Consider the following 22,916-nt stretch of genomic DNA (forward strand, 5'->3'; position numbering starts at 1 on the left):
GGCCGTCGCCGCGACGCTTCCCGCCGTGCCGGATGCCGCCGGGTTCGTCTCCTTCGGCATCCCCGACCTGCGCGCGTTCGCCCGCCCCATCGCGCCCGCCGAGCCCGACTACTTCGAGCTCGGGGATCCGGCGCGCTCCGGCGGCATCCGTCACCGCGTGCTGGACGACGGTGCGGTCTTCGACGTCGCGGCGATCCGCCGCGAGTTCCCGATCCTCACCGAGCGCGTGAACGGGCACCAGCTCGTGTGGCTCGACAACGCCGCGACGACGCAGAAGCCGCAGGCCGTCATCGACCGCCTCACTCACTTCTACCGGCACGAGAACTCCAACATCCACCGGGCCGCCCACGAACTGGCGGCCCGCGCGACGAACGCCTACGAAGAGGCGCGCGAGACGGTCCGTCGGTTCCTCAACGCTCCGCGCGTCGAGGACATCGTGTTCGTGCGGGGAGCGACCGAGGCCATCAACCTCGTCGCGTTCGCCTGGGGCGACGCGCACGTGTCGCCGGGCGACGAGATCCTCATCACGAACCTCGAGCACCACGCCAACACGGTGCCGTGGCAGCGGCTCGCGCAGCGGACCGGCGCCGTACTCAAAGTCGCGCCCGTCGACGATACCGGCACGCTCATCCTCTCGGAGTTCGAGCGCCTGCTGAGCCCGCGCACCAAACTCGTCGCGGCGACGCACGTCTCCAACGCGCTCGGCACCGTCAACCCGGTCGCCGAGATCGTGCAGATCGCCCACCGCCACGGCGCACGCGTGCTGATCGACGCGGCGCAGTCGGTGCCGCACGCGCGCGTCGACGTGCAGGAGATCGGTGCCGACTTCGTGGTCTTCAGCGGCCACAAGGTCTTCGGCCCGACCGGCATCGGCGTTCTCTATGGCAGCGAAGAGGCTCTCGCCGAGACCTCACCGTGGCAGACCGGCGGCAACATGATCGCCGACGTGACCTACGAACGCTCGATCTTCCAGCCGCCACCGAACACGTTCGAGGCGGGGACGGGCAACATCGCGGATGCCGTGGGTCTCGGCGAGGCGTTGCGTTTCGTCGAGCACATCGGCATCGAGCGCATCGCCGCCTACGAGCACGACCTCGTCGCCTCCACGCAGCCACGCCTCGCCGCCATTCCGGGCTTGCGCGTGATCGGCACGGCCGCCCACAAGGCGAGCGTCATCTCGTTCGTGATCGACGGTCACGACAGTGTGCGCATCGGGCAGCGCCTGAACGAGGCGGGCATCGCCGTGCGTGCCGGCCACCACTGTGCGCAGCCCATTCTGCGTCGGCTCGGCGTGGAGACGACGGTGCGACCGTCGTTCGCGTTCTACAACACGTTCGGCGAAGCCGACCGGCTCGTCGCCGAGGTCGAGCGCATCGTGGCGACGCCCAACGGCTGAACGGCGCGACTGGTGCAGCGCAAGTCTTACGTCATGTGACGGATGCCGCCCCCCACGCGCGCGGGCGTGCCTACCATCACAGCGTGGAACCCATTGTCGCCGCGGCCGTTGTCGCGGCCCTCGTTGCCGTTGCCGTCGTGGTCGGCTTCGTGGGGCGAGCCCTGTCGGGACGCAAGCAGCGCCGTCGACGGGCGGATGTGACGGCATCCGACCTTGGACTCGACGCGCTGGCCGAGGTGGCGACGATCGTGCAGTTCAGCACGGAGTACTGCGCCCGGTGCCCGGGAGTTCGCCGGGCGTTGAACGGTGTCGTGGCAGGCGAGCCGGGTGTCGTGCTCACGGAGATCGATCTCACCCACCGTCCCGAGTTGGCCGCGCGGTTCCGTATTCTGACCACGCCGACGGTGTTCGTCGTCGACCGTCGTGGCGTCATCGCGGCGAGCTTCGCCGGAGCCGTGTCGGCGGCATCCGTCCGTACTGAGATCGCGGCCCTCCGCGAACCGCGGTCCGCAACACCGACCTCACCCGCGTCTGCTATGCAGGGTTCATCACCGAGGAGACACTCCGATGTCATCGTCCACTAACAGCACCTCAGCTACACCCGGCTCGAATGTCGGCAGGCCGGCCGGGATCGATCCGCGCGGGCCGCGGTTCGGCGCCTGGATCACGACCGTGCTCCTCGCGGTCGCGGTGTTCTGGTCGCTTCTGGGCGCCCCGGTGCAGGAGGGCACGACGTTCGGTGAACGCGTCGCCGAGCCGTCGTTCTGGCTGTTCGTCGTCATCGCGCTGCTCTTCGTGTGGGGGTTCACCTCTCCGGGCACCGCCCCGTGGGGCGCCCTGTACCGCAGCGTCGTGCGGCCGCGGTTGCAGCCGCCGTCCGAACTCGAGGACCCCCGTCCGCCGCGGTTCGCGCAGGTCGTCGGGTTCATCGTCGTCGCGATCGGGATCGTGCTCTACCTCGCGGGTGTCCCGTGGGCGCTTCCGATCGCCGGTGCCGCCGCGTTCCTCGCCGCGTTCCTCAACGCCGCCTTCGCGTTCTGCCTCGGCTGCCAGATCTACCTCGCGCTCGCCCGCGTCGGCGTCTTCCGCCCACGCGGCGGCCTGCTCAGCGCGTAGTTCCGCCCGGGTTCCACGTCAGGCCCACGCGCCCCGCTCGTACTGGGGTTGCCAACCCACATCGGCACCGAGTTCGTGAGCTGCACGAAGGGCGAAATATGGGTCGCGCAGCGCAGCACGTCCAACCTGTACGGCATCCGCAGCGCGCAACCGTATCAGCCGATCGGCGTGAGCAGCGTCGGTGATGAGCCCGACCGCGGCCGTAGGGATGCTGGTGCGTTCACGGATGCGCGCCGCGCCGGACACCTGGTAGCCCGGCTCGATCGGGATGTCGGCGGGCAGCAGACCGCCGGATGAGGCCGAGACCAGATCGACGCCGAGAGGTGCGATACGGGCGACGATCTCCGCGGTGTCGTCGTCGGTGAGTCCGCCGGGAACCCAATCGCGCGATGACACGCGAAGCAGCAGCGGAACCTGTGCGGGGATGGATGCGCGAATCGCGACGACGACCTCTTCGAGCAGTCGCGCCCGGTCGGCATAGTCATCGTCGCGGTCGTTGACGAGTGGTGACAGGAAGGAGTGGATCAGAAAGCCGTGCCCGGCCAGCACGTCGATCGCATCGAACCCTGCTTCGACGCCGCGGCGCGCCGCGTTTGCGTACTCGGCCACAATGCGACTGAGGTCCTCACCGTCCGCGCGCCGGGGCGTCGCGAGCCCCGGGAAGGCCGCATCTGTGGCGGACAGCGGCCTCCACCCACCCTCAGTTCCGGAGAGCACGCCGGGACGCCGCGTCCACGGCACCGGAAGCGATGCCTTGCGTCCCGCGTGCGCGAGCTGCAGCGCGATCGGCGCGCCCCGGCTGTGTACGAAGTCAACGATTCTCGCCCAGGCGTCGCGCTGCACATCGGTCCAGATGCCGGCATCCGCCCGTGTGATCCGTCCCTCTGGCGACACGGCCGTCGCCTCCGTGGACAACAGGCCCCACCCGCCCGAGGCGCGGTCGCCGAGATGCGCCAGATGCCAGTCGCCGACGACACCGTCCACCGCCGAGTATTGGCACATCGGCGAGAGCCACAAGCGGTTGCTGATGTGCAGCTCGCGCAGATCGAGCGGGGTGAACAGGCCAGCGCCTGCGACCACGGAGGGTAGGGGCGTCGCGTTCACGCTCACGCGGATGCCGATGCGCTCAGCAGCGCGAGTTCGGGCACTCGATGGGCAACCGTCTCGGGCAAACCAAGATTCGCACGTAGCGTCGTTCCGGCATAGGCGTCGGGATACACACCGCGTTCCTGCAGTGCGGGCACCAGGAGGTCGACGATATCGCGCACCCCGTCGGGGAACGCGTTCGGGCTCACGTTCAGCCCGTCAAAGGCGTCGGAGCGCACGTGGTGAGCGAGCTCGTCGGCCACCTCATCCGGAGTCCCCAGAAAGACGCGGCTGTCGACGAGGTGGCGCACGAGCTGCCGGATCGTGAATCCATGCTCGTCGGCGATCGCACGCCACTGACGGATCTTCACCTCGGGCTCGTGCCCGGTGTGCACGATGCCGTGCGTCCGGCTCTGCCGGTCCACGGCAGGCGGCACGTCGGGAAGCGGACCGTCCAGATCGACGTGACTCAGATCGGTCTGCCACACCTCCTCGATGACCTGCCGAATGCGACGATCGTTGAGGAAAAGATCTCGGTAGTAGTGATGCTTCTCAACGGCTTCGGCACGCGTGGGTGCGACGACGATCGAAGCCCCCGGGATGACGAGGATGTCGTCGCCCGGGCGCCCATAGGAGCGCGCGCGACGACGGATGTCGGCGGTGAAGGCGACGGCCTCGTCGAACTCGACGTGGTGCGTGAAGATGCCCTCGGCGCGACGTGCCGCGAAGTCACGGCCCTCGTCGGAATCGCCCGCCTGAAAGTACACGGGCTGCCCCTGCGGGCTGGGCGGTACCGTGGGAGTCGCGCGGAGACTGATGTGCGCGCCGCGACGCTCGACCTCGGCGACACCCTCCGCCCAATGCGCGGCGCCGCGATCGTGCGCGACCGCATCGGCGGCGAATCCGTCCCACAGGGCCTGCACCGCGGCGACGTGCTCCTCGGCGTATCGGTAGCGGTTCTCGCGGTCGAGAAAACCTCCGCGGCGGAAGTTCTCGCCAGTCCAACCGTTGTCGGTGGTCACGACGTTCCAGCCGGCTCTGCCGCCGCTGAGGACGTCGACCGTGGCGATGCGGCGGGCGAGATCGACCGGGTCGGTGTAGGTCGTGTTGAGGGTTGCGACCAATCCGATGTGCCGCGTGTGAGCAGCGAGGTTGGCGAACAGGGCAAGCGCGTCGGGGCGGCCCGTCACGGCGATGTCGTTGAGCCTGCCCAGGTGCTCGCGCAGCCGCAGGCTTTCACCGAGGAAGATCGCCGAGAAGAGCCCGCGCTCGGCATCCTGCACCAGTTCGAGGTACTTGGCCGGCTCGTAGTAGTCGCGCGACCGCGGTGTCTTCGACCATTCGTAGATCGGACCGAACGGCTGGAAGACGTTGAGGTGCACCCGCGCCCCGGGGCGCGGGTAGTCGGTGCGGGCTGCCTCACGCGGCGAGGGTGCGAGATCGTTCACGGGGTCTCCTTGATCGCGTTGCCGGGGCGCGCGAAGGCGTTCGCGGGACGTTCGAGTCGAAAGAGGTCACGCTGCGTCGCGGCGTCGGGCAGGAGGACGCTGTCACGCTCGAGCGCGGGGAGCACCTCTTCGATGATGACGGGAACGTCGACGTCGAGCACGGCCGGTCGCAGCACGATGCCGTCCACGTGGTCGGCAAGCTCGCCGAGCTGCTCGGCGACCCGGTGGGCCGGACCCGTCAGACGCACCGGGCCCGTCGTCCCCCCGCTGGTGGCCGCGTCGAGCGCGGCAAGACGATCGGATGCCTCGACCCCGCGCGCGTCGAGCACGACCTCCACCTCGGCAACGGCTCGCGCGATGCCGACGGATGCTGCGGCCCGTACCTGCGCATCGATGTCCGCCACCGTGCCGCCGGACACCAGCACGATGTCGACCTGCCTGGCGAACGGCTCGCCGACGGGCCCGCGGCCCCACACCGGGAGCTGCCCCTGCGGGGGCCGTGGCAGCAGTCCGGGCCCTTTGATGCTGAACGACGTGCCCTCGAAGTCGGCGTAGTGCCAGCGATCGAGGTCGAGGAAGCGCCCTGTCGCCTCGTCGGCGAGGAAGATATCGTCCTCCCAGGTATCCCAGAGCAGCCGCACGGCCGCGACGACATCGGCGGCCTCTCGCGTCGCCTCGGATGCATCGGCGTGCGGCGCGGCGCCGTAGGCCGCCGCCGCGTCGACGGAGTCATCGAGGGCGGCGAGCCATCCTGCCCGGCCCTGGGCCGCCCAATCGAGCGTGTTCACCTGGTTCGCCAGGTGGAACGGCTCGGCGCGGATGGTGTTCACCTCGGCCACGAGGCTGAGGCGCGACGTGACCGCGGCGGCGAAGTTCGCGGTCTCGACGGCGTCGAGCGCGCCGACGATTGCGGTATTGGCCGCCGGGATGAGCGCGAACGCGACCGCGGAGTCGTCGAGCACGCGAAACCTGTCGGCAATGCGTGACGGTGTCAACAGGTCCGCTGGCCCGCGGTCGGCCTGGTGCCATGCGGCGGGGTGAGCGCCCTCACCGTCGATGGCGATGCCGAAGGGTATGCGAGACATGGTTCCTCTCCTGCGCCCGTCACGCCTCGCGCAGGATCTGCGCTGTGACACGTGCGCCGAACAACAGCGCGTCGACGGGCACACGCTCGTCGGCGGCGTGGAACTGCGCGAACACGTCGAACTCCTGCGGAACCCGCAGCGGGACGAAGCCGTACCCGTGGATGCCGAGGCGTGCGAAGTGCTTGTTGTCGGTGCCCGCCGGCAGAAGGTAGGGCACGACGACGCCCTCGGCATCCTCCGCGGAGATAGCCTTCTGCAGGACGTCGAGGAGCGGTACGTCGATGGGCGCCTCGGTCGCCGACCACCAGCGACCCGACCGCACCGTCACGTCATCCCCTGCGAGCCGGGCCAGTTCCGCGCGCACCTGGTCGTCCTGTCCGGGAAGGATGCGGACATCGAGCCGCGCGATCGCCTCGGCGGGAATGATGTTGGTCGTCTCTCCCGCGCTCAGCACCGTCGGTGTCGCCGTATTCCGGGTGGTCGCGTCGATGAACGAGGACACGAAACCAAGGCTCGCCAGGTCCTCCCTGAGAGACTCGTCACTGAACTCGAGTCCCCTCGCCTCACCGAAGACATCGAGAAGACGTTGCAGGGCGGGCGTACGCACGAGCGGAAAACGGTGCGCCCCGATGCGCGCGACGGCGGCGGCCAGGCGCACCACGGCGTTGTCATCGGTGGGGCGTGAGCCGTGGGCCGCGTGGCCGCGCACGGTGAGTGTCACGCCCGCGGAACCCTTCTCGCTCGTCGCGGCGAGGTAGGCGCGCCGCTCATCGCCGGGCTCGCCGGTGAGAGGCACGGAGAACCCGCCGACTTCGCTGAGCGCCTCGGTGACGCCGGCGAACAACTCTGGCCGGTGCTCGACGAGCCAGCGCGCGCCCCACACTCCTCCCCGCTCCTCATCGGGAAGGAAGGCGAAGACGATGTCTCGCCGCGGCACGATGCCCTCGCGTACGAAGTGACGAGCCACCGCGAGGATGATTCCCGCGAAGTCCTTCATATCCACGGCGCCGCGGCCATAAAGGTAGCCGTCGTGGATCTCGGCGCCGAACGGCGGATACGTCCAGTCCTTCTCTTCGACCGGGACGACATCGAGGTGGGCGTGGACGAGCAGACCACCGGCATCCGGGTCACTTCCCGGGATGCGGGCGACGAGCGAGCCACGACCTGGACGCGACTCGACAAACTCCGAAGGGATGCCGACCTCGGCGAGCCGCTCCTGCACGTAGCGGGCGGCACGCGTCTCACCGTCGCCGGTCGTCTCCGCGATGCCCGTGTTCACAGACTCGATGCGGATGAGGTCGCGGACGAAGGCGAGCGCCTCATCCTCCAGCGTGGTCGTCATAGGTATCCCTGCGTCATACTGCCCGAGGCATGCGAGCCTCGCTGCGCCACGCTACGTCGTCCCTTTCGCTCGATCCATGCATCGTGACACGCGCTGAAACAGCGCGTCACGCGCGTTCACGGTCCGATATATCCGGCGCGGATTCGCTGCGACGATCTACTTTCGGGGCATGACGACGACAATCTCCGGTGCCAGCGGCGTCAGCACCGCCCGTACGTACGACAGCGTGCTCGACCTCATCGGCAACACCCCGCTCGTGCGGCTCAACGTGCTCACGCAGGACCTTCCGGCATCCGTCTATGTGAAGCTGGACCACTACAACCCCGGTGGTTCGTCGAAAGACCGTATCGCCGCGAACATCCTGCGGCAGGCGGCGACGGACGGCGTGCTGAAACCCGGCGCGCGGATCATCGAGACCGGTCAGGGCAACACCTCGATCGGGCTGGCGCTCGTCGGGCTGCTCCACGGGCACGAGTCGACCGTCATCGCCAAACCCGATCTCTCGCGCAACAAGCTCAATCTGCTGCGTCTGCTCGGCGTCCACGTCATTCCCGGACGGTTCGACGTGGACAAGACCGATCCGGAACATGCGTGGGCCGTCGCCGAAGCAGCGACCGCGGCCGATGACAACCTCTGGTGGTCGCGGCAGCAGTCCATCGCGAGCAATCCCGCCGCCCATTACGCGACGACGGGACCGGAGCTGTGGCACCAGACGGAGGGGCGTATCACCCACTTCGTCGCCGCGATCGCCACCGGCGGGACGGTGAGTGGGACCGGGAGGTACCTACGCGAACAGTCACCCGACATCAGGGTGATCGGGACGACCTTCGACCTCCCGGAGCGGCCGTGGGCCGACTCGGCACTGAACAAGACCTTCCACCGCGCGCCGGGCTACGAGGAGCTGGAGCAGGACTGGGCCGACAACGTCGACCTCGACCAGCTCGACGTGCTCGAAGCCCGCACGAAGGGCGAGGTGATCGACTTCGGATTCCAGCTCGCTCGCTCCGAGGGCCTGCTGCTCGGGCCGAGCTCGGTGCTGAGCATCAAGATCGCGCTCGAGCTGGCCGCCACGGCATCGCCCGGCGACGTGATCGTGGCCTTCTCCGCCGACCACGCCCGCGATTACGCCTCGGCGGAGTACGACGAGCAGTGGCTGCGCGACCACGACTTCGGCGACATCGCGGACCGGTGGTTCGGCGTCGCTCCGGCGACATCATCCGTCACGGATGCCGACTCAACCGCGACCGACGCCGACGGCAGTCGTGAGCCCGTCGCATCGTCGGTGGTCTGAGAGAATCCCGTTGCCCGGTGCCGGCGCGGTAGTCGCGTTCAGGCGGCGGCGAGGTCGTGGCGGTGTCTTCCGGCGGGGCGGGGTCTTCGGTGGGGGTCGATCCAGGCGGGTGGGATCATCCAGACGCGGGCTTGGATGCCGGGGCCGTCGATGTGGATGTCCCAGCCGTCGTCGTGGAGCCGGTGGTGGCACGCGGAGCAGAGCAGGACCCCGTTGGCGAGGTCGGTTCTGCCGCCGTGGGACCACCAGGTGAGGTGGTGGACGTGGCACCGGCCCGGTGGTGCCCCGCAACCCACGCAACCGCCGTCGCGTTCGGTGATCGCGTGCTTCTGTGGTTTGGTGAACAGGCGGGCCGCGCGGCCGAGGTCGAGGATCTCGGAGTCGCCGCCGAGGACGACGGGGATGATTTCGAGGTTCGCGGCGAGGCGCCGGACCTGCCCGGCGGGGATGGGCTGGTCGGTGCCGTCGATGGTGGCGGTGCCGACACCGTCGGTGAGTTGGTCGAGGGTCATGCGTACGACGACGGTGGTCGTGGGTCTGGTCGGGGTGGCTTCGCACCCGATGGCGTGGTCGCATAGTTCGATCAGCGCGTCGGCGCGCAGTTGGCGGATGGAGCGTTGGTCGGTTTCGTCGTCGGGGCGGTCCCGGCCTGCGTTCAGCGTCGCGGTGACGATGCCTTCGATGGCGGCACGTACGGGAGCTGCGGACAGGACGTCGGAACGGAACTCGACTCGCAGTACCCCGTCGCGTTCGCTGATGGTCAGCGCCCGATCCGCGCGGGCTTCGGCGAGCTTGTCCTCGACGCCGTCGGGGTCGAGGTAGGTCTCGGCGCGGACGATGAGTTTCGCGAGCTCATCCGGTCGCAGGCCCGGAGCGGCGTCGGCGAGTTGCGCTTCCATCGCATCGGCCGCGGCGGTGTCGGCGCGCAGGGCAACCTTGTCGAGCATCGCGACGATCGCGTCGGCTGCGGCGGTGCCGATCCGGCCCGCCCGGAACGCGGCGGCGACGTGGGGGTGTTTCTCGGGCAGCGGTTCCCCGGTGAGGGAGGTGCGCGGCGCGGTCGCTTCACCGACGTGCACCATCCGTTTCGCCTCTGGCACCGGTACGCCGGTGGCTGCGGAGATCATCGCCTCCGGGGTGCGGAATCCCAGCGCCCGCGACAGGGAGTCCTTGCCGAGCTCGGTCCGCGACTGCCGGGAGATCTCGGCCGACAGTTCTGCGCACACGGCATCCACCTGCCGGCGCAGTACCCCGACCGCTTCGTTCGCCGCGACCAACTCACCCGGCGTGAGAGACGACGACGCGCGCCCGCCGCTGACATCCCGCAGCGCGTCGAGCGCCGCCTGGATGCCGGTGAGCGTGTCGTTTCCCATACCCCCGACACTACGAGGGGCCTCCGACATTGAACCCGCCGAAAACGGCCGATCAGAGGTTCACAAGGAAATAGTCTCATGAGAGTTCTCTCATGAAAATCCGGCGGGGCGAGCGCGTGACCAGATCGTTCCGATCTCCGACCGCACGCGTTCCCGATCGTCCGACCCGACACCGGCGCGGTCCTCGGCACAGCTTTTCAGTGGCGCTGCCGCGCCGTGGGGCGAGGAAGTCTGGGTCATGTTGCGCGACTTTCGCGCTAGATGCCATCATCGAGCGCACCGAGTGCCATCATCGAGCGCATCGATTTCGTTCTCGCAGGCCGGTTCGCACGCATCGCGACCCTTGAGGATACCGCGGCGTCACTGAGCACGCCATGACACCGCCGTCCGAGGACTCCCGCGACGCCGCCGTGCGCGTCGTGTTCGTCCTTGCGCCCGGCGTGCAGGTGCTCGACGTCGCGGGAACAGCGCACGTGTTCGGCGCCGTTGCCGACCGTGGCGGTCACGCGCGAGATGTTTTTCCTGGCGCGCTTCGCTTCAGCTTCTCAGAGGCGCTGCCGCGCCGTGGGACAAGAAAGTCCGCCCAGCGAGGCGAGACTTTCGCATCAGGTGGCACCTTCTGCGGGAATGGCGCTGGAGTTTCCGCGGGTTTTGTCACCTGAAGCACCGAGTCACTATGTGACGGTATGCGAACAACTGTTTCCGCCGCCGCGTTCCGGTGCGCCCAGACGGCTCTACCGTCGGTAGCGATCCGCATCAACTGCATGAGGAGGACGACATGCCCGGACCTGGTTTCTTTGTCGCGCTAGAGATCGACGGGGACGGTGCTCATCCCTCCGCGTGGCGCTTCGCCGAGCACCAGCCCGACGAGCTCCTCACTCCGCAGCGAACAGTGCAGACGATCCGCGACGCCGAACGCCACGGCTTCAGCGCCGTGACCATCCAAGACAGCCCCCAGCCGCCCCAAGCCGAGCCCGGAATCACGGGCCGCCTGGATGCGGTGCTGCGGGCAGGCTTCGCGGCCCCGCAGACTTCCGGCATCGGCCTGATCCCCGTGGCGCACACCACCTTCGCTGAGCCCTTCCACCTCTCTGCGCAGCTGTCCAGCCTGGACCACGTTTCCCACGGCCGCGCCGGCTGGATCGCCACGGCCTCCGGCGATGCCGCCGACGGGGCCGCCTACGGCCGGGAGGCGATCAGCGATGCGGACGCCGTGCAAAGCGAGTCCGGTGACGTGATCCGCGCCGCCCGGCTCCTGTGGGACTCCTGGGAGGACGAGGCGGTCATCCGCGACGCCACCAGCAGCCGGTATCTCGACCGGGATCGGATCCACCCGGCGGGCTTCGACGGGCGCAGCTTCACCGTGCACGCCGCCGCCATCACCCCCCGGCCCCCACAGGGGCAAGTGCCGGTGTTCGCCGCCTTGGATGCACTGCCCGCGCAGCTCATCGACGTCGCCCTGCTCACCGGAACCCACATCGAAGAGCTCCAAGCTTCGGCCTCGCTCGCGCGGGCTGCCGGCATCCCGCGCGTCCTCGGAGAGCTCGAGGTGGTGCTCCCGGTGCAGGGCAGAACCGCGCAGGAGCGCCTGGCAGAGCTCGACGAGGCCGCACGACGCGACGCCCTGGCCAGCTCAGCGGCACCGCCGCGGCCGCGTCATGTTGGCGACGTGGACTCCCTGGTCGCTGTTCTTGCCCAGCTGGCGGAGTTCGTCGACGGGGTGCGCCTGCACCCGGCGGTCCTGGATGTGGACGGCGAGGAGCTCGGACGTGCCGTGCTCCCCCGCCTGCGCCAGCGCGGACTTCTGACGTCGACGGCGCCGGGGCAAACCCTGAGGGAGAGTCTCGGCCTGCCGCGCCCGGACAACGTCTTCGCCATCGGCACCGCCCAGCAACTGCAGCACGTCAGAGAGGAGAGCCGGGCATGAGCACCGCCACCACCATCTCCAACACAGGTACCCGGGAGACCGGAGCCCCGGATGCGAGCGACTACGCGCGCCCGACTGCCCGCGTCCACTTCGGCGTGTTCTACTCCGGAGTCGGCCCCGGCGTGGACTGGACGGCTCCGGATGCGATCGACCAGATCGACTTCGAAGCCTTCCGCAAGGTCGCGCAGGTCGCCGAGCGGGGCCTGTTCGACGCGTTCTTCTTCGGCGAAGGTCTCCGGCTGCGAGAGCACCTCGAGAAGCTGATCGAGCTGAACGTCGCCGGCCGTCCGGACTCCCAGGTCGCGCTGGCGGCGATCGCCGCGGTCACCACCCGGATCGGGATCGTCGCCACCCAGAACGCCACCTACCATGAACCCTTCGACCTGGCCCGGCGCCTGGCAACGCTCGACATCCTCTCCGGCGGCCGGGCGGCGTGGAACATCGTCACCACCGTCAACGAGTGGACCGGCGAGAACTTCCGCCGCGGCGGCTGGGTGGCCGTCCCCGACCGGTACACGCACGCCGAGGCGAACGTACGCCTGGTCCGGGCTCTCTGGGATGCCGGCCAGAATCTCGACATCGCCACCCGCCGCGACGCCGAACAATGGGGCCGCACCGGCACCCGGGTGACCGGCGACGGCGACTTCGCCCAGGTGTCGGCGACCGCGACCGTGCCGCCGAGCCCGCAGGGCCACCCCGTGCTGTTCCAGTCCGGCGACTCCGACGGCGGCCGGGATCTCGCCGCCCGGCAGGCCGACGTCATCTTCTCTCGCCATGTCGAGATCCAGGACGCCCTGAAGTTCGCCGCGGACATCCGCCGTCGCGTCGAGGCGGCAGGCCGCCCCGCCGACGACGTGCTCATCCTGCCCGGCGGGGGCTTCATCCTCGGCGCCACCGAGGATGAAGCACAGGAAAAGGCCCGGTGGCGCCAGCAGGTCACCTGGACGGATCAGCACATCGTCCAGTTCGTCGAGAAGTCCTACGGGCGTGAGCTTCCCGAACTCGACCCGGACGGACCCCTGCCGGACTTCGACCCGGAGATCCAGGAGATCAGCGTCGAAGGCGGCACCGTCGGCCACTACCTCACCCCGAAGCAAGTCGTCGACAACTGGCGGGCGATCAGCGCCGAGCACGGCTTCACCAGCATCCGCCAGCTCGTCCTGCACCTGGGCAGCGAGCGCGCCCACATCGGCACGCCCGCCCAGATCGCCGACGAGCTCGCCCACGCCGTCCGTAGCGGCGCCTACGACGGCATCAACCTCGGCCTCTCCCACGTCCCAGCCGGGCTGGACGACATCGTCAACACCCTGATCCCCGAGCTGCAAGAGCGCGGCGTGTACCCCGCCGAGTACATCGGGACCACCCTGCGCGAGCACCTCGGATTGCGACCGCCACTGACCCGCCGAACCGCCTGACCCTCGTGCTCTACGGGTCACAGGCGTAGAGCGTCCCCCGACGACCGCGGGAGCGGCCGGTCGAGTCCGAGGTGCTCGCGCAACGTCGTCCCGGTGTAACGCTCACGGAACAGTCCGCGTCGGCGCAGCTCGGGCACGACCAGTTCGACGAACGCGTCGAGAGTGCCCGGCAGCGCCGGAAACGACACGTTGAAGCCGTCGGCGGCGCCCGCCTCGAACCACTCCTGGATGTGGTCAGCGACCTCGGTGGGAGTCCCGACGACGAGCTGGTCAGCTTTCAGACGCCGCTCCACGAAGCCGCGAATGGTGAGATTCTCGCGCCGAGCCGTCTCGTAGATCTGCTGCTGCGCACTGTGCGACTGGTTGCTCTGCGGGAACTGCGGCAACGGCCCGTCGTAGTCGTAGGCTGTGAGGTCCACCCCGCCAAGCCAGTACTCGAGGTCGCCCAGCGCGACCCGCGGGTGCAGCAGCCCCGCGATCCGCGCGAACCGATCCTCCGCTTCGCCGCGCGTGGCGGCGACCACGGGCGACAGCCCGGGAAACAGCAGAATGTCGCTGCGTCGTCGACCCGCCGCCTCCGCCCGTCGCCGCAGATCATCGGCGTACTCGACGGCGTCCTCCAGCCGCGCAGCCCCCGAGAAGATCAACTCGCCGTGCCTTCCCGCCACATCGCGGCCCGCAGGAGAGGCGCCCGCTTGCGCGATGACGGGCCGGCCCTGCGGTGGACGTGCGATGTTGAGCGGACCGGCGACGCGGAAGAACTCGCCGCGGTGGTCGAGGCGATGGATGCCGTCCTCCCGGAACGCGCGGCCCGACTCGGCATCCCACTCGAACGCATCCTCGTCGAAGCTGTCCCACAGCCCGTACACGACCTCGAGGAACTCGTCGGCGCGCCGGTAGCGGTCATCGTGCGCGAGGTGGCTGTCCGCACCGTAGTTGCGAGCCTCGGCGTCGATGAGGCTCGTCACGACGTTCCATCCCGCCCGGCCGCGGGAGAGGTGATCGAGAGAGGCGAACGCGCGGGCGAGCGTGTACGGCTGGTTGTAGGTGGTGGATGCCGTGCCGATCAGCCCGATCCGCTCGGTGAGCGTCGACAGTGCCGCGAGCACCGTGATCGGCTCGAGGCTGTCGTTGACAGTCGCGACCTTCTCCAGCACATCGGGATGCGAGTCGGGCACCGCCAGCAGATCGGCGATGAAGATCGCGTCGAAGGCTGCGGCTTCGAGTTTTCGCACCTGCGCCGCGAGGAACGGGAAGTCCACTCCGGCACGCGAGGGGGCGTCCGCATCCCGCCAGCCGCCGAGCGTGCCGCCGGCGGCGGTGTAGATCGCGTTCAGGTGCAGTTGGCGAGTCATGCGGGCACCGTCGCGTTCGCCTCGGCGCCGAAGTCGGCGATCGTGAGGTCGGGGCGGGGCAGCCCGATCGTCTCGCGCAGCGTCGCGCCATAGTGCGGACGCCACAGGCCGCGACGCTGCAGTTCGGGAAGCACCTGCTCCACGAAGGCGTCGGCTGCGCCGGGGAGGTACGGGAAGGAGAGATTGAACCCGTCGGCGACGCCGACGTCGAACCACTGCTCAATATGGTCGGCGATCTCCTCGGGAGTACCGACGATGCCGCCGCCCGCCCACCGCACGGCGAGCTCACGCAGCGTGAGCCCCTCGTCGCGGGCGAGAGCGATGATGCTCGCAGCGCGGCTGCGGGAGCGATTCGACTCGGGCAGCTCGGGAAGCGGCGCGTCGAGGTCGAAGCCCGAGAAGTCGACGTCGCCGACATTGTCCTGGATGACCCGGCGCAGCACGTCCTCGTGGAGAAGGTCGTTCAGCTCGTCGCGGCGGCGCTCGGCCTCGGCGTGTGTCGAGGCGACGATGGGGCTGACCCCCGGCCACACCCGCACGTCCCCGGGCGCACGGCCCGCCGCACCCAGCGCGGCATCCAGCGCTGTGCGGTACGCCCGGGCCTCGGCGACCGATCGCGGCGCAGCGAAGATCACCTCGCCGACACGGGCCGCGAAGGCTCGGCCCGTCTCGGAAGCACCGGCCTGGAAGATCACCGGATGCCCTTGCGGCGGCCGGGAGATGTTGAGCGGTCCGGCCGTTGCCACGTGCTCGCCCCGATAGTTCAACGGGCGCCGCCCCACGCGGTCGAGGTAGATGTCGCTGCCCTTGTCACGAGGGAACGCGTCGTCGGCGACGGAGTCCCACAGCCCCGTGACGGCCGCGACGAACTCCGCGGCGCGGGCGTAGCGCTCTTCGTGACCGTAGTGCGCATCGCGGCCGAAGTTCGCCGCCTCCAGCGGCACGACGCTCGTCACGACGTTCCAGCCGGCGCGTCCGCCCGAGATGTGGTCGAGGGAGGCGAACTTGCGCGCAATCGTGTAGGGCTCGTTGTAGCTCGTGGTCGCCGTCGCGACCAGGCCGATCCGCTCGGTCACCGAGGCAAGGGCCGACAGCAGGGTGATCGGCTCGAAGTAACTCGCTCGTGTCGTTCGGCTGAGCGAGTCGAGGTGCTCACCCCAGACGCTCACGACGTCCGCGACGAAGATCGCGGTGAGTCCTGCGCGCTCGTACTGTTTCGCGAGTCGCACGGCTTCGGAGACGTCGAGTTCGGCGCCCGCGTTCCCGCCACCCGAACTCGCGGGCAGCCGCCAGCCGGCGAGATGGTTGCCGGAGGTGCCGAAGAGGACGCCGAAGTCGAGGCTGCGATTCGGCGTACGCGGGTTGAGACTCACGAGGTCTCCTTGTCGATCAGCCGCGGCACCGACGCCAGCAGCGTGCGCGTGTAGTCGTGCCCGGGAGCTCGCAGCACGTCGGCGGTCCGCCCGGTCTCGACGACCCGGCCGTCTTTCATCACGATGACCCGGTCGGCGACGTGTTGCACGAGACCGATGTCGTGCGAGACGAGCACGATCGTCAACCCCAGGCTCTCGCGCAATGTCCGCAGCAGGTCAAGGATCTGGGCGCGCACGGTGACATCGAGCGCGCTCAACGGCTCGTCGCCGACGAGCAGGCGCGGATGATGCACGATCGCCCGAGCGAGCGCGACCCGCTGACGCTGCCCGCCGGACAGCTCGTGCGGATACTGTTCGGCGCGCCACGCGGGAAGACCGACCTGACCAAGCACTTCGCGCACGCGCGCGGCGTGATCGCCGGGCCGCCGCAGTGCTTCCAGCGGCTCCGCGATGGTCTGGGCGACGGTGAAGCGGGGGTCGAGTGACGCGTACGGGTCCTGGAGGACGATCCCGGTCGCACCGCGTAGCCACCGCAGCCGGGAAGGTGCGCCCGGTTCGACGAGCCGCCCATCGAAACGCGCCTCTCCCGTCGTCGGGCGCGCCAGCCCCAACACGAGCCGCAGCAGCGTCGACTTACCCGACCCCGACTCTCCGATGATCGCGGTGGTCTCGCCCTCGTACAGATCGATGTCGACGTCGATCACCGCGTCACGGTACGCGCTCCTGGAGAACAATGACTCTTTCGGCAGCACATAGCGCTTACCGAGACCGCGGCCGGTGACCAGCGCAGGTCCACGCTCCGACGTGGTCATGACGCCTGCTCCGTCCACGAGGTCGCCCGCGCCGCGTCGGCGAGCGCGCGCGTGACCGGATGCCGGGGCGTGTGCACGATGTCGTGGACGCTCCCGGTCTCCACCACGGCGCCGTCGGCGAGCACGACCGCCCGGGGCGCGATCTGCGACAGCACCGCGAAGTCATGCGTGATGAACAGCAGCGACGCCCCTGTGTCGGCGACGGTACGGTCGAAGAGATCGAGGATGCCGGCCTGGATCGTCACGTCGAGCGCCGTCGTCGGCTCGTCGGCGATGATCAGCCGCGGATCGGTCGAGAGGGCAACGGCGATCGCGACGCGCTGGCGCTGTCCACCGGACAGTTGGTGCGGATACTGCCGGATGATGCGCTCCGGGTCAGGCAGGGCGACACGCTCGGCGAGCCGCACGACGCGCTCGCGGGCCTGTGCCTTGCTGAGGCCGTAGTGGACGCGAAGCGGCTCGGCGATCTGGGCTCCCACGGTACGGACAGGATTGAGCGCCGTCGCCGGCTCCTGGAACACGATCGCGGCCTGCTTTCCGCGGATGCGGGCGAAGTCGCCGTCGGCGAGTCCGACGAGCTCGCGACCGTCGAGGCGAATGCTGCCGCCGACGATGGCGTGCCGAGGCAGCAGACCGAGCACGGCCAGCGCCGTCAGCGACTTTCCGGAGCCCGACTCCCCGATCAGCCCCAACCGCTCCCCCTCGGCGATCCTCAGGCTCACCCCGTCGACGACACGTCTACCATGCAGGTCGATCGTCAGGTCTTCGATCTCGAGCGTCATGAGACGAGCTCCACGCTCAGCTGCGATCCCCCTGAGCCGGTGCCGCGAGCACCGCCCGATCGCGGCGGACCGCCGAGCCGCGTGCGCAGCCGCGGGTCGACGGCCTCGCGCACGGCGTCGCCCAGCAGCGACAGCCCGAGCACGGTGAGAGTGATCGTCAGCCCCGGCCACAGCACCGCTGAGGGATGCACTCCGATGAATCGCTGGGATTCCGCCAGGCTCCGCCCCCACGACGGAGTCCCCGCCGGCGCACCGTAGCCGAGATAGCTGAGCCCCGCTTCGGCAAGCACAGCGGCTGCGGCGATGAGCGAGAGCTGCACGATCACGACGGGCGCGACGTTGGGCACGAGATGCCGGCGGACGATGCGAGCGCGGACGACGCCCGCCGCCCGCGCCGCGAGAACGAAGTCCGACCGGTCGGCGATGCGGATCTCGGGCCGCACCACGCGCGCGACCGCGACGCCGCCGGCGATGCCGACGGCGACGACGACCACCCAGAGCGAACCGCCGAAACTCGCCGCCAGCAGCATCGCGATCAGCAGGGTCGGGAATGCGATGAGGATGTCGACGAGGACGGTGACGGGCTCCGCGACCCATCGCGGGGTCAGCGCGCCGGCAGCACCGACAGCGATCCCGACGATCGCCGCGATGACGGCGGATAGCGTCGCCACGAAAACTGTCGTCCGGGCCCCCGCCAGCAGCCAGCTGAACGTGTCGCGGCCGATCTGATCGGTGCCCAGCCAGTGCTCCGGCGACGGCCCCTGCCACTTGTCGGCGACGTCCTGCTGCAGCAGCGGGTAGGGCGTCCACGCGAGGGAGACGGCCGCCGCGAGGACGACGACGAGGACCACCGCGACGCCGTATGCGCCGCCGGGACGGCGAAGGATCTCGCGCAGGACGCCGGAGCGAGTCCTGCCCGGTCGTGCGGAGGTCTCGGCATCCGTTCCGCTCACGCTGCAGCCGCCCGCTCGCGCTGACGGGGGTCGATGAGCCGGTGCACGACGTCGACGAGGGCGCCCACCACGAGGACGATCGCGGTGAGGAACAGGACTTCACCCTGCACTTTGGCCAGGTCGCGGGAGCCGACGTCGTCCACCAGCATCCGTCCCACGCCCGGCAGATTGAAGAGGGCTTCGATGAGCACGGCGCCCGCGATGAGCCCGGCGAACACGAGTCCCGACACCGATACGATCGACAGCCCCACGTTCGGCAGGCCGTGACGGACGAGCGCCTGCGGTCGGGTGAGGCCGCGGGCGGCTCCCGCCCGCACGTAGTCCTGGTCAAGCGCCTCGAGCGCCGCCGAACGCACGAACCGCAGCAGCACGGCGCCCTCGATCAGGCCGATCGTCAGCGCGGGGAGGATCAGTGCCGCGATCGCCGCCCCCGGGTCTGTCCAGCCCGACCGCGGGAACCCGCTGGTGGGCAGGATGCCGATGAAGCCCACCCCCCGCCCGAAAAGCAGGATCAGCAGAAGTCCTGCCCATAGCACGGGCACCGCGGCGAGGGTCTGCGAGCCGAAGCCGATGGCGACACCGGCGACGCGGTCGTGACGCAGCGCGGCGTACGTGCCGAGCGGCAACGCCACAAGCAGTGCGATCGTGAGCGACAGGAGCGTCAATGGCAGCGTCACCTCGAAGCGATGAGCGAGATCGTCGGAAACGGGGCGTCCGGTCAGCAGCGACGAGCCCAGGTCGCCGCGGAACAGCCCGCCCAGCCAGTTCAGATACTGGCTGAGCAGGCTCTCGTTCAGACCCAGTGACTCGCGGATCCGTTCGACTTGCTCCGGCGTTGCCTTCGTCCCGCCGATCACCTGCGCCACATCCCCGGGCAGGACACGCAGCACGAAGAAGATCAGCACGCTGGCCACCAGCAGGCCGACCACCAGCAGTACCGCCCTGCCGATGAGGAACCGGGTCACAGGCGCGTCACTCCGCGAACGTCGCTTCGGTGATGTTCAGCCGCGAGCTCGTGGAGTCGACCGAGACGCCGGACAGGCGCGTGTCGACGGCGACCAGCGTCGTGGGGTTGATGAGCCAGTCGGCCGCCGCATCCTCCGAGACGATGCGCGCCGCCTCCTTCAGAGCGTCGGCATAGTCGTCTTCGCTCGTGGCGGTCGTCGCCTTCTTCCAGAGCGCCTGCACCTCAGGGTTGTCGTAGCCGAAGTAGTAGTCCGGGTTCGCCCAGTTGTAGAAGTCACGCGCCTCGGCGTGGTCGACGATCGACAACTGATAATCGTGGTTCTTATGCACGTCGTTGAGCCACGCGGAGAACTCGACCTGGTTCGCTGTCAGGGTGATCCCGACCTCGGACAGCTGCGACGTGATGAGGTCGAGGATCGGGCCGAACCCCGTTCCTGCGTAGAAGGACGGGATCGTCACTGTCAGGTCCAGTCCGTCGGCGTAGCCGGCCTCTGCCAGCAGCTTCTTCGCCTCATCGGGGTCGTACGGGGCGACGTCGCTGAGGTCCTCGTACCCGGGGTCGCTGTCGACGATCGGGCCATAGAGCGTCTTGCCGCCGCCGACAGCCTCGACGATGGCGTCGTGGTCGATCGCGTGCCGGATCGCCTGGCGCACCCGGATGTCGTTCGTCGGAGCGACGGCGTTATTGAACGCAAGCGTGTACTTGTCGGACGCGAAGCCCTCCTCCAAGGTGAACCGGTCGTTGCCGGATATCTGCGATTGCAGGTTCTTGTCGACGCCACCGAACTGCACCGTGCCCTCATTCAGAGCGTTGAGAACCGCGTTGCTGTCGGCGAACAACTGGAACACTGCCGTACCGATCTCCGCCTTCTCGCCCCAGTAGTCGGGGTTGCGCGAGAGGACGACGGCGTCGCCCGATGTGAACTCATCGAGCACGAACGGGCCAGATCCGATCGCCGTCGTCTGCAGGTCGTTGTCGGCATCCTCATCGAGAACGAGGCCGGCACGTCCGGCGAGGTTGTACAACAGGGTCGGATCGGGATCGCTCAGCGTAATGACGACGGTGTCGTCACCGCCGGCTGCGACCTCGTCGACGTTCGCGAGCGCCTCGGCATCCTGCAGATCATTGTCGATGAGGTCGTCGATCGACCACACGACGTCCGAGCTGGTCAACTCGTCGCCGTTGGAGAACGTGGTGCCGGAGTTGAGCGTGAACGTGTAGGTCTTGCCGTCGTCGGAGACATCCCACTCCTTGGCCAGAGATGGCGAGATGTTTCCGCTCGCGTCGCGCGAGACGAGTCCCTCATACACGTTGTCGATCAGCAGCTGGTCCAGTGCGGCGCCCGAGTTGGTGCGGATATCAAGATTGTCGGGCAAGAGCGCTACGGCGAAGGTCACCTCGGTCGTGGGAGCGGCTGCGGGCTGGTTCAGAGCGATCGCGGTCGCGGCGCCAGCGCCGCCCACGACCACGACAGCGGCGATGATCCCAACCGCGAGGTTGCGCTTGCGGCGCTTCGCGGCGTTGGCGGCGCCGAGCTGTTCGAGACTCGGATCGTGGTCACTGTTCGACACGGGGTCGGTCGTCATTGCGATCTCCTGATGCTGCGGGTCGGACCTTCATGGGGCGCGGGGCACAACAGTGCTGACCCCGTCGTGGCACTGTACGGTCGCGCCCGAGCGTCCCTCCGGCGCCGTGTCACGCGACGTCAGAGAATGAAACCCACAGACACAATCGACGTTCTCGTCCACCACTGGTGTCCCGACACGATCGCGACGGGGCTTTGGATATTGCACCGCGTGACCTTCGCCGTTGATCTCAATGGTCGTCGGAGGTTCTCTTGTTGAAGACCGCAGTCGCACCATTGAAAGGACCGACCTTCATGCCTCTTTACGCTCTCCCCGAGCTCCCCTATGACGTCGCCGCGTTGGAACCACACATCAGCGCGACCATTACGGAGTTGCACCACGACAAGCACCACGCCGCTTACGTCGCGGGGGCGAACGCAGCCCTCGAACAGCTCGCCGCAGCGCGCGAGTCAGGCGACTTCTCCAACATCAACAAGCTGGAGAAGGATCTGGCCTTCAATCTCGGCGGGCACACGAACCACTCGATCTGGTGGACGAATCTGTCCCCAGACGGTGGCGACAAGCCGACCGGCGAACTCTCGTCTGCGATCGACGAGTTCTTCGGATCGTTCGAGAAGTTCCAGGCACACTTCACCGCCGCCGCTCTCGGCGTGCAGGGCTCAGGCTGGGCGGGGCTGTTCTGGGACTCGATCGGTGAGAATCTCATCGTCCAGCAGTTCTTCGATCAGCAGTCGCAGTTCGCGGCCGGCACCGTGCCACTACTGCTGCTCGACGTCTGGGAGCACGCCTACTACCTCGACTACAAGAACGTCCGCGCCGACTACGTGAAGGCGTTCTGGAACATCGCCAACTGGGCCAACGTGCAGGAGCGCTTCAGCACCGCACGCGAGAAGACCACAGGACTGCTCGTCGCGAACTGATCACGTCGTCGCCCGCAGCCGCTCTCTTGCGAGGACGAGGCCGACGACGACGAGGATGCCGGCCACCGCGAGCAGCAGGGCCGACACGATGAGCGGCGCCGTAGGCGACGCGGACAGTAGCGCTCCCCCCGCCCAGGGGCCGATCGTGATGCCGACGTTGAAGAACACGACGATCCCCGCGCTGGCAAGTGTGCGCGTGCGTTCACTGGCAACGCGCATAAGGGTTGACTGCAGCAGCGGGAACAGTGCCCCCATCGCCACACCCCACACCGCCATTGCGGCGATGACCAGCGCTGTGACCGTCGGCCCTGCGGCCAACGGCGCCACGACCAGCGGCGCCACGGCCAGCAGCAGGAACGAGCCGACGAACAGCGCCACGGTGCCCACGAGCGCTGCCCGCGGCATCCGGTCGGCGAGGGCTCCCGCCAGGACGACGCCGACGATCCCCGCGAGGCCGTAGACCAGCAACAGCGTGGCGACCCACGAAGGCTCGATGCCCGCGGCCCCCTCCAGGTACGGGCGGATGTAGGTGAACGAGGCGAACTGCCCGGTCGCGATGAGCACGGCCGAGACACCGAACACGATGATCGGCACGAGCGTGCGATCGCGCAGCGGCACCGTAACCGGTGAGTCGCCCGGCGCGTCGCCGGCGGCGGGCCCGGTCGCCGCCTGGTCGCGCGGCATCCGAC

Annotated in this window: 21 protein-coding genes; 7 read left to right on the plus strand and 14 right to left on the minus strand. The window is 69.0% G+C overall.

The features are described 5' to 3' along the window. The 3 genes from WBP48_RS08035 to WBP48_RS08045 form a co-directional block, all read left to right on the plus strand. Positions 1 to 1,396, plus strand: a 1,396-nt coding sequence (locus WBP48_RS08035; RefSeq protein WP_424438674.1) for a SufS family cysteine desulfurase, incomplete at its 5' end; no start/stop codon positions are given. Between the two features lie 83 nt (positions 1,397 to 1,479). Then, complete coding sequence (locus WBP48_RS08040) at positions 1,480 to 1,980, plus strand: thioredoxin family protein (protein ID WP_424438677.1); 501 nt, start codon at positions 1,480 to 1,482, stop codon at positions 1,978 to 1,980. After that, the gene (locus WBP48_RS08045; protein WP_424438680.1) at positions 1,964 to 2,512 is read left to right on the plus strand and encodes a DUF4395 domain-containing protein; all 549 of its coding nucleotides are present in this window, start codon (positions 1,964 to 1,966) and stop codon (positions 2,510 to 2,512) included. The genes WBP48_RS08040 and WBP48_RS08045 overlap by 17 nt, the downstream gene beginning before the upstream one ends. Before the next feature lie 18 nt (positions 2,513 to 2,530). Here WBP48_RS08045 and WBP48_RS08050 read toward each other — a convergent pair whose 3' ends face one another. Genes WBP48_RS08050 through WBP48_RS08065 form a run of 4 tightly spaced genes read right to left on the minus strand, consistent with a single transcriptional unit; the run spans position 2,531 to position 7,473 of the window. Then, positions 2,531 to 3,592 (minus strand): NADH:flavin oxidoreductase/NADH oxidase, encoded by a 1,062-nt coding sequence (locus tag WBP48_RS08050; protein ID WP_424438683.1) that lies wholly within the window; start codon positions 3,590 to 3,592, stop codon positions 2,531 to 2,533. A gap of 26 nt (positions 3,593 to 3,618) precedes the next feature. Then, positions 3,619 to 5,046, minus strand: coding sequence for an NtaA/DmoA family FMN-dependent monooxygenase (locus tag WBP48_RS08055; protein WP_424438686.1), 1,428 nt, complete (start codon positions 5,044 to 5,046; stop codon positions 3,619 to 3,621). Further along, positions 5,043 to 6,131: an LLM class flavin-dependent oxidoreductase gene (locus WBP48_RS08060; RefSeq protein ID WP_424438689.1), complete on the minus strand. Its 1,089-nt coding sequence runs from the start codon at positions 6,129 to 6,131 to the stop codon at positions 5,043 to 5,045. Before WBP48_RS08060 ends, WBP48_RS08055 begins: the two co-directional genes overlap by 4 nt. Before the next feature lie 19 nt (positions 6,132 to 6,150). After that, positions 6,151 to 7,473, minus strand: a complete 1,323-nt coding sequence (locus WBP48_RS08065) for a M20/M25/M40 family metallo-hydrolase (protein WP_424438692.1) — start codon at positions 7,471 to 7,473, stop codon at positions 6,151 to 6,153. Between the two features lie 169 nt (positions 7,474 to 7,642). On the opposite strand from WBP48_RS08065, the gene WBP48_RS08070 reads away from it, so the two are divergent. After that, complete coding sequence (locus WBP48_RS08070) at positions 7,643 to 8,764, plus strand: PLP-dependent cysteine synthase family protein (RefSeq protein WP_424438695.1); 1,122 nt, start codon at positions 7,643 to 7,645, stop codon at positions 8,762 to 8,764. A gap of 38 nt (positions 8,765 to 8,802) precedes the next feature. Here WBP48_RS08070 and WBP48_RS08075 read toward each other — a convergent pair whose 3' ends face one another. Together WBP48_RS08075 and WBP48_RS08080 are read right to left on the minus strand one after the other, a co-directional pair. Further along, positions 8,803 to 10,137, minus strand: a complete 1,335-nt coding sequence (locus WBP48_RS08075) for a DUF222 domain-containing protein (protein WP_424438698.1) — start codon at positions 10,135 to 10,137, stop codon at positions 8,803 to 8,805. Between the two features lie 257 nt (positions 10,138 to 10,394). After that, complete coding sequence (locus tag WBP48_RS08080; protein WP_424438701.1) at positions 10,395 to 10,643, minus strand: hypothetical protein; 249 nt, start codon at positions 10,641 to 10,643, stop codon at positions 10,395 to 10,397. A gap of 272 nt (positions 10,644 to 10,915) precedes the next feature. Between WBP48_RS08080 and WBP48_RS08085 the strand changes: the two genes are divergently transcribed. Further along, positions 10,916 to 12,064 carry an LLM class flavin-dependent oxidoreductase gene (locus tag WBP48_RS08085; RefSeq protein ID WP_424438704.1) on the plus strand — a complete coding sequence of 383 codons (1,149 nt, stop codon included), beginning with the start codon at positions 10,916 to 10,918 and terminating at the stop codon, positions 12,062 to 12,064. Continuing rightward, positions 12,061 to 13,479 carry an NtaA/DmoA family FMN-dependent monooxygenase gene (locus WBP48_RS08090; RefSeq protein WP_424438707.1) on the plus strand — a complete coding sequence of 473 codons (1,419 nt, stop codon included), beginning with the start codon at positions 12,061 to 12,063 and terminating at the stop codon, positions 13,477 to 13,479. Before WBP48_RS08085 ends, WBP48_RS08090 begins: the two co-directional genes overlap by 4 nt. Positions 13,480 to 13,496: 17 nt before the next feature. On the opposite strand, the gene WBP48_RS08095 is transcribed toward WBP48_RS08090, so the two are convergent. From WBP48_RS08095 to WBP48_RS08125, 7 genes are read right to left on the minus strand one after another with little or no spacing between them, the layout of a single operon-like run. After that, positions 13,497 to 14,834 (minus strand): NtaA/DmoA family FMN-dependent monooxygenase, encoded by a 1,338-nt coding sequence (locus WBP48_RS08095; protein ID WP_424438710.1) that lies wholly within the window; start codon positions 14,832 to 14,834, stop codon positions 13,497 to 13,499. Continuing rightward, positions 14,831 to 16,207, minus strand: a complete 1,377-nt coding sequence (locus WBP48_RS08100; protein ID WP_424438713.1) for an LLM class flavin-dependent oxidoreductase — start codon at positions 16,205 to 16,207, stop codon at positions 14,831 to 14,833. The genes WBP48_RS08095 and WBP48_RS08100 overlap by 4 nt, the downstream gene beginning before the upstream one ends. Continuing rightward, positions 16,204 to 17,019, minus strand: coding sequence for an ABC transporter ATP-binding protein (locus WBP48_RS08105; protein ID WP_424438716.1), 816 nt, complete (start codon positions 17,017 to 17,019; stop codon positions 16,204 to 16,206). The genes WBP48_RS08100 and WBP48_RS08105 overlap by 4 nt, the downstream gene beginning before the upstream one ends. After that, positions 17,016 to 17,801 (minus strand): ABC transporter ATP-binding protein, encoded by a 786-nt coding sequence (locus WBP48_RS08110; RefSeq protein WP_424438719.1) that lies wholly within the window; start codon positions 17,799 to 17,801, stop codon positions 17,016 to 17,018. Before WBP48_RS08110 ends, WBP48_RS08105 begins: the two co-directional genes overlap by 4 nt. Then, positions 17,798 to 18,754: an ABC transporter permease gene (locus tag WBP48_RS08115; protein WP_424438722.1), complete on the minus strand. Its 957-nt coding sequence runs from the start codon at positions 18,752 to 18,754 to the stop codon at positions 17,798 to 17,800. Before WBP48_RS08115 ends, WBP48_RS08110 begins: the two co-directional genes overlap by 4 nt. Further along, the gene (locus tag WBP48_RS08120) at positions 18,751 to 19,719 is read right to left on the minus strand and encodes an ABC transporter permease (RefSeq protein WP_424438725.1); all 969 of its coding nucleotides are present in this window, start codon (positions 19,717 to 19,719) and stop codon (positions 18,751 to 18,753) included. The genes WBP48_RS08115 and WBP48_RS08120 overlap by 4 nt, the downstream gene beginning before the upstream one ends. A gap of 7 nt (positions 19,720 to 19,726) precedes the next feature. Then, the gene (locus WBP48_RS08125; RefSeq protein ID WP_424438728.1) at positions 19,727 to 21,307 is read right to left on the minus strand and encodes an ABC transporter substrate-binding protein; all 1,581 of its coding nucleotides are present in this window, start codon (positions 21,305 to 21,307) and stop codon (positions 19,727 to 19,729) included. Positions 21,308 to 21,600: 293 nt separating this feature from the next. Between WBP48_RS08125 and WBP48_RS08130 the strand changes: the two genes are divergently transcribed. Beyond that, entirely contained in the window at positions 21,601 to 22,227 is a 627-nt protein-coding gene (locus tag WBP48_RS08130; RefSeq protein WP_424438732.1) for a superoxide dismutase, read from the plus strand. Here the strand turns inward: WBP48_RS08130 and WBP48_RS08135 are convergent. After that, on the minus strand, positions 22,228 to 22,916 hold a 689-nt coding region (locus WBP48_RS08135), incomplete at its 5' end, for an MFS transporter (RefSeq protein ID WP_424438735.1). It lies immediately after the preceding gene.

The organism is Microbacterium sp. (assembly GCF_049661145.1).
GTDB lineage: Bacteria > Actinomycetota > Actinomycetes > Actinomycetales > Microbacteriaceae > Microbacterium.